Here is a 6,526-nt window from a genome sequence, read left to right on the forward strand (position 1 = left end):
CCTCCGGTCGCGGCTCTCGTTGGTCACGCCGGCCGCAGGGGGCGCAGGCGGGTGAGGCTGGCGCGGGCGAACTCGCTCGGGCGCCAGGCGTCGTGGCGGGCGATGGCGGGGGCCAGGCGTCGGGCCCACACCTCGGCGGCCGCCGGAATGTCGAGGTGATGGTCGGCCGGGTCGGCGTTGCGGAACCGCTCGGCCACCAGGCCCGTGGCGGGGTCCAGCAGGTCGGAGGTCGCGTCCGCCCAGTCGACCCCAAGCCGGGCCGCGAGCGATTCGAGCCGGTCGTTGTAGTCGAGGGTCAGGGCCGTGCGCTGGGCCTGGGTGGCGGTCACCTCGCGCCGGGCGTCGGCCACCTCGCCGACGGCGGCGCAATCGCGCAGCGTGGGCGGGGTCGCGGCGGTGATCACGATGCGGCGGCGGCCCAGCGCCTGCGCCTCGCGCACGAACGCGGCGTAGGCCTCGAGCGAGGCGTCGAGCTGCGCCCCCACCCCCTCGCCGTGGCGGCGGGCGCGCAGCCAGATCACGAAGCCGCAGTCGACCTCGCCCAGCTGGATCACGTGCAGCGTGCGCGGCCCCGTCCAGGCCAGCGAGGCGCGAAACCGGCTCAGCGCGTCGGTCATCGAGTTGGGATTGCGCATCCCCGCGGCGGTGGCGCCCGGCACGATACAGTAGCTGGCGCGCCGGCGGCCAAGCCGCCCGGCCTCGGCCGCGGCCTTGAAATAGACCGCGTGACTGTCGCCCAGGATGTGGATCGGCATGTTGCCCATCGCGATCTCCCCTTCAGGCGCTCAGGATCGGAAGGCTGCATTGCCATATGGTTAACGCTGGAGGCGCAGCGACGCAGGCGCGCGGCTGGCGCCTGTGCGCGGCGCGGGGGCGATGCTAGGCTCGTCCTGCGAGTCATTTCTGCGCCGACCGCCCGCTTGATCGCCCGCTTCGGAGGCCTCCCCGGTGAGCCGCATCATGAGATTCCATCTGCCGGCCGGCCGCGGACCCCAGGCCGTGGGCGTGACCGCGCCCACCCGCGCCGGCCTGCTGGCGGAGATCGAGGCGCGGCTTCGGGCCGGCGCGGGCTTTTCCGTGGCCACCATCAACCTCGATCACCTGGTCAAGCTGCAGGTCTCGGAGCCATTTCGCCGCGCCTATGCGGCCCAGGACCTGATCTGCGCCGACGGCAACCCGGTGGTCTGGCTGTCGTGGCTCGCGGCCCGGCCGGTGGAGCTGGTGCCCGGCTCGGAGCTGGTGCTGCCGCTGGCGGGGATGGCCGCGCGGCTGGGGCTGCCGATCGGCCTGCTGGGCGCCGACCAGCGCACGCTCGACGCCGCCGCCGCCCGGCTCGAGGCCGAGTTCCCGGGCCTGCGGGTGGTCGCGCGAATCGCCCCGCCCTACGGGCTCGACCCCGAAGGCCCGGTCGCGGCCGAGTGTCTGCGGGAGCTGTCGGCCTCGGGCGCGCGGCTGTGCCTGCTGGCGCTGGGCGCGCCCAAGCAGGAGGTGCTGGCGGTGCGCGGCAAGCAACTGGCGCCGGGGGTGGGCTTCGTCTCGGTCGGCGCGGGGGTGGAGTTCGTGGCCGGCGTGCAGGCCCGCGCCCCCGCCTGGGTGCGGCGGCTCGCGCTGGAGTGGCTGTGGCGCATGGCGCGAGAGCCGCGGCGGCTGTCCCGGCGATATCTGTCGTGTTTCGCGATCCTGCCGGCGCTGGCCCGCGACGCCTGTCGTCTGCGCGGCGAAGAGCAGGCCTGAGGTGACGTCGCCCGAGATCGGCCTGGTCGCCATCGGCCGCAACGAGGGCGAGCGTCTGCGCCGTTGCCTGGCCGCCGCGCGGAGGCTGATGGGGCCGGGGGCGCCGCTGGTCTACGTCGACAGCGGTTCGACCGACGCCAGCCTCGAGATCGCGGCCGGGGCGGGGGCGCGGATCGTGACGATCGACCCCGCCGTCGGCTTCACCGCTGCGCGCGCCCGCAACCTGGGCGCCGCGGCGCTAGCCGAGGGGCCCGGCGGCGGCCCGGACCTGGTGCAGTTCGTCGATGGCGACTGCGAACTGGTCGCGGGCTGGCTCGAGACCGCGCGCGACCGCCTGCTGGCGGACCCCGAGCTTGCCGTCGTCGCCGGGCGGCGGCGGGAGCGGGCGCCCGGCGCCTCGATCTTCAACCGGTTGTGCGACATGGAGTGGAACACCCCCACCGGCCCTGCGGCCGCAATCGGGGGCGACGCGATGTTCCGGCGCAAGGCCTTCGATTCGGTGGGCGGGTTCGACCCCGACTTCATCTGCGGCGAGGAGCCGGAGTTGTGCCTGCGCCTCGCCCGCGCCGGCTGGCGGATCGAGCGGCTGGACGCAGAGATGACCCTGCACGACGCCGACATGCATCGCTGGTCGCAATGGCGCCGGCGGGCCGAGCGCACCGGCTGGGCCTTCGCCGAGGGCGCCGCCGTCCATGGCGCGGGCCCCGAGCGCTACAACCGGCGCGAGGCGCGGCGCAGCCTGCTGTGGGGCCTCGGCCTGCCGGTTGCGCTGCTGGCGGCCGCTCTGCTGGCGGCGCTGGACGCGGGGCTTGCGGGCGGCGTTCTGGCGCTGGGGACGCTGGGGCTGGCCGGCCTCGTCGCGCTGCGCGCGGCGCGCTGGCGGCGGCGGGCTTTCGGCGATCCCTGGCGGGATGCGCTGCTCTATGGCGGGCTGGTGATGGCGGGCAAACCGTTCGAGGCGCTGGGCGCCCTGCGCTATCGCCTGGCCCGCGCGAGGGGCGAGCGGGGGCGGATCATCGAATACAAGGGCGCCCCCGAGAGCCGGCGCGCCTGAGCGCGGGCAGGGGGGCAAGGCCATGCGGATCGCGTTCGTCGCCCAGTCCTGGCCCGGAGACGACAGCCCCAACGGCGTGGTCACCGCCGTGCGCCACCTGCGCGAGGGCTTCCGCGAGATCGGCTGCGAGGTGCGGGTCATCCCGCTCGACAAGGACGCCGCCGCCGCGCCGGAGACGATTCGGTTGCCGCCGCGCGCGCGGCCGGGTCCGCTGGCGCGGGCAAAAGGCTGGCTGGGGCTGGACGAGCCCTGGGTCGAGGGGATCGGCGCCCAGATCGCCGGCGCCGCCCGCCAGGCCGAGGCCGAGGGAGTCGAGCTGCTGGTGATGCCCGAGACCCAGGGCTGGGCCGCGCTGGCGCAGGCCGCCGTCTCGATCCCGGTGGTGGTGACGCTGCATGGGCCGTGGTTCCTCCACCAGGCCTTTCACGGGCGGGCGCCCGGGGCCGCCGACGCCCGCCGGGTGCGGCGCGAGGGGCGGGGCCTGGCCGCCTGCGCCGGGATCACCGCCCCCTCGCGCGACGTGCTCGACCGGGCGCGGGCGCGCTACGGATTCCCTGAAGGCCGCCCGGCCGCCTGGATCCCCAACCCGATCCCGCTCGGCCCTGCGCTGCGGCGCGAGGCGCTCGACCCCGAGGCGGCGCGCAGCCTGTTGTTCGTGGGCCGCTTCGACCGCCACAAGGGCGGCGACGTGATGCTCGAGGCTTTCGCCCGGCTGATCGCCGGGGGCGCCGACGCGCGGCTGACCTTCGTGGGCCCCGACCGCGGGATCGAGGGAGCGGACGGCCGCCTCACCCACCTTCCCGAAGCGCTGGCGGCCCTGCCCGAGGCGGTGCGCGCGCGCATCGACGTGCGGGGCCAGCTGCCGCGGGACGAGGTCGCCCGCCTTCGCGCCCGGCGGCCGGTGGCGGTGATCGCCTCGCGCTACGAGAACCTCAACTACACCTTGCTCGAGACGCTGTCGGTAGGCGCCGCCACGGTCTGCACGGCGGTGGGCGGGCCGGCGGAACTGGTGCGCCATGGCGAGACCGGCCTGCTGGTTCCCCCCGAGGACCCCGCCGCGCTGGCCGAGGCCTGCGCGCGCCTGCTGGCCGAGCCGGCGCTGGCTGCGCGCCTTGGCGCCGCCGCCCGCGCCCGGATCGAGGCCGGCTTCGCCCCCGCCCCCGTCGCCCGCGAGATGCTGGCCTTCTTCGAGCAGGTGATCTCCGCCCACGGCCGCGGTCCGGTCGGACGCGCCTGAGCGCGCGATCAGGCGCTGCGGGCGAGGAGATCCGGCAGGGGGCTGCCTTCGAGGACCCGAGCCATCGCCCGCTCGCACAGCGCGGGGTCGAGCGTGGCGCCGTGGCGGGCGCCGAAAAGGGTGTTCTGCATCGCTCCGACCCGCTCGAGCACCGAGGTCGGCGCGTCGAGACCGCACAGCTTCAGCACCTCCGCCGTCTCGGCGGCAGGGTCGCGGTCGAAGGCCTCGTAGGTCACCAGCCGGTAGCGGGGCGAGTCGCGCAGCGCGAGGTGCAGCGTCTCGTTGAGGTGACGCCAGAGCCAGAGCTCGCTCTCGATCAGGGTTTCTTCGCTGTAGCGGTCGAAGCGGGCGGGATCCTCGCCGAAGTCGGCCAGGATCGCGGGCAGCACGCGCAGGGTGGCGCGGTAGACCGTTTCTGCGCCGCCGCCGTCCCTCGCGACCCAGCGGTTGTGCCAGGAGTTGAGGAAGGCGCGGGGCTCGCGGATCTGATGCACGACGATCTGGTCGGGATCGCCGAAATGCGTGCGCAGCAGCCAGCTCGACGGGCGGATCTTGAGGACCAGCAGCGCGGCGTCGAGGGCGTCCGCGTTCGTGCACAGCATCGGCCGGTCCCACTCCTGCCCCCGCAGGCCGGGCGCGAGCCGGCCCAGCAGGTCCTGGCGCAGCCGGCGCCGGGCCAGCAGCTTCAGCACCGGTCGGGCCAGCGGGCGGCCGGCGTAGTAGGTCTTGTCCAGCGCGTCGATGCGGTCGCGGTCGCTCTGCCGGCGGCGGGCGCGGGCGACGGCGCGCGCCCAGCGGGCCTCGAAATCCTCGCCCAGCGGCGGTTCGGGCGGGTGGGCGCCGGGCAGGGCCTCGAAGTCGCCGCCGATCATTTCCTCGGGCTCGGAGCGGCAGACCGTGACGGGATGCAGGTCGAACGCGTCCAGCAGCCGGTTGGTGCCCGAGCGGCCGGAGCCGGCGATGACGACATAGGGGCGGGGCTGGGGCATGTCACCTCGAGGTCTCGGCCGGGTCGGGGCCGCGCAGGGACGGGCCGGCAGGATCATAGGCAGGCCGGGCGCACGGCGCGAGGGCGCGTTGCGACGCAAGCGGGGGCGCGGTCGGCCCCCCGATCGGGGAGGGTGGACGACGCGGACGCTTGCATGGCGCGGGCCAGCGGGTCATGCGTCCTTATGCGCGTGGCTCCGTCGGGGGGCTTCCCCGAGGGTGCGGCCGCGCGCGGCAGGCGCGAGGGGCAGGGGGACGGCGTGCGGCGGATCGCGATCATCGGGCTGGGTTTCGTGGCCGACCTCTACCTGAGCTCGCTGGCCGCGCATCCCGACGTCAGCGTCTTCGCCGTCCACGACCGCGACGCCGAACGTCAGCGGCGCTTCGTCGATCACTGGCGCGCCCAGGGGCATGCCGCGGTGGGCGCGCAGATGCTGGCCGCCGACGATCTGGCGGGGTTCCTCGACGCCCTCTCGCCCGGCGACGTCGCGCTGAACCTGACCAACCCCGGATCGCACTACGAGGTCTCGCGCGCCCTGCTGGAACGCGGCGTGCACGTGTGGTCCGAAAAGCCGCTCGCCACCACCATGGAACATGCGCGCGCGCTGCACGCGCTGGCCGCCGAAAGGGGCGTGATGCTGGCCTCGGCCCCCGCCTCGGTGCTGGGCGAGGCGGCGCAGACCCTGTGGGCGGCGGTGCGCGAGGGGGTCGCGGGCTCGCCCCGGCTGATCTACGCCGAGCTTGACGACGGTTTCATTCCCCAGGCGCCGACCGAGGCCTGGATCTCGGCCTCGGGCGCCCCCTGGCCGCGGGAGGACGAGTTCCGCACCGGCTGCACGCTGGAGCATGCGGGCTACTACCTGACCTGGCTGATCGCGATGTTCGGGCCGATCCGCACGGTGGCCGCGGCCTCGGCCGAGCTGGTTCCGGACAAGCTGCCCGAAGGCGCGCGCGCGGCGCCCGATTTCTCGACCGGCACGCTGTTCTTCGAAAGCGGGCCGGTGGCGCGACTGACCTGCTCGATCATCGCCCCCCATGACCACCGCATCCGGGTGATCTGCGACGGCGGCGCGCTGGAGCTGGACGCGGCCTGGGACAACGCCGCCCCGGTGCGCTTCCGCCGCCGCTTCCGGGTGCGCCGGCGGCTGGTGGAGCATCCGTTCCCCCGCCGCCTGAAACTGGCCGGCGACAGCCATCCGAAGGTCAAGCGCACCGGCGCGGCGGCGATGAATTTCGCGCTGGGCCCGGTGGAAATGCTGGATGCGCGGGACGAGGGGCGGGACTGCCGGATCTCGGCCGACTTCTCGCTGCATCTCAACGAGGCGACGCTGGCCCTGCAGTCGGCGGGCGAGCGCTCGCCCCCCCATGCGATGACCACGCGATGCGCCCCGATGGCGCCGATGCCCTGGGCGCGGCTGGCATGAGCGGAGGGGACGGCATGGCGCCGCGGATTCTGGTCACCGGGGCCTCGGGCTTCATCGGGGCGCATGTGGCGGCCGAGCTGGCGCGCCGCG

The 6,526-nt window shown here is 75.1% G+C and carries 6 protein-coding genes; 4 read left to right on the top strand and 2 right to left on the bottom strand.

Translation table 11 applies throughout. The features are described 5' to 3' along the window. Nucleotides 1–23 precede the first annotated feature (23 nt). The gene (locus tag AAC134_RS02335) at nucleotides 24–764 is read right to left on the bottom strand and encodes a hypothetical protein (protein ID WP_339947424.1); all 741 of its coding nucleotides are present in this window, start codon (nucleotides 762–764) and stop codon (nucleotides 24–26) included. A gap of 196 nt (nucleotides 765–960) precedes the next feature. On the opposite strand from AAC134_RS02335, the gene AAC134_RS02340 reads away from it, so the two are divergent. Genes AAC134_RS02340 through AAC134_RS02350 form a run of 3 tightly spaced genes read left to right on the top strand, consistent with a single transcriptional unit; the run spans nucleotide 961 to nucleotide 4,025 of the window. Beyond that, complete coding sequence (locus AAC134_RS02340; RefSeq protein WP_339947425.1) at nucleotides 961–1,734, top strand: WecB/TagA/CpsF family glycosyltransferase; 774 nt, start codon at nucleotides 961–963, stop codon at nucleotides 1,732–1,734. A gap of 1 nt (nucleotide 1,735) precedes the next feature. Then, nucleotides 1,736–2,788, top strand: a complete 1,053-nt coding sequence (locus AAC134_RS02345; protein ID WP_339947426.1) for a glycosyltransferase family 2 protein — start codon at nucleotides 1,736–1,738, stop codon at nucleotides 2,786–2,788. A 22-nt stretch (nucleotides 2,789–2,810) separates the two neighbouring features. After that, entirely contained in the window at nucleotides 2,811–4,025 is a 1,215-nt protein-coding gene (locus AAC134_RS02350) for a glycosyltransferase family 4 protein (protein ID WP_339947427.1), read from the top strand. Between the two features lie 8 nt (nucleotides 4,026–4,033). Here the strand turns inward: AAC134_RS02350 and AAC134_RS02355 are convergent, their stop codons facing one another. Then, nucleotides 4,034–5,014, bottom strand: coding sequence for a hypothetical protein (locus AAC134_RS02355; RefSeq protein ID WP_339947428.1), 981 nt, complete (start codon nucleotides 5,012–5,014; stop codon nucleotides 4,034–4,036). A gap of 258 nt (nucleotides 5,015–5,272) precedes the next feature. Here AAC134_RS02355 and AAC134_RS02360 point away from each other — a divergent pair, with 258 nt between their 5' ends. Beyond that, entirely contained in the window at nucleotides 5,273–6,436 is a 1,164-nt protein-coding gene (locus tag AAC134_RS02360; protein ID WP_339947429.1) for a Gfo/Idh/MocA family oxidoreductase, read from the top strand. The last annotated feature ends 90 nt before the right edge of the window (nucleotides 6,437–6,526 follow it).

The sequence above is a fragment of the uncultured Albimonas sp. genome (genome assembly GCF_963977235.1).
In the GTDB taxonomy this organism is placed as follows: Bacteria; Pseudomonadota; Alphaproteobacteria; order Rhodobacterales; family Rhodobacteraceae; genus Albimonas.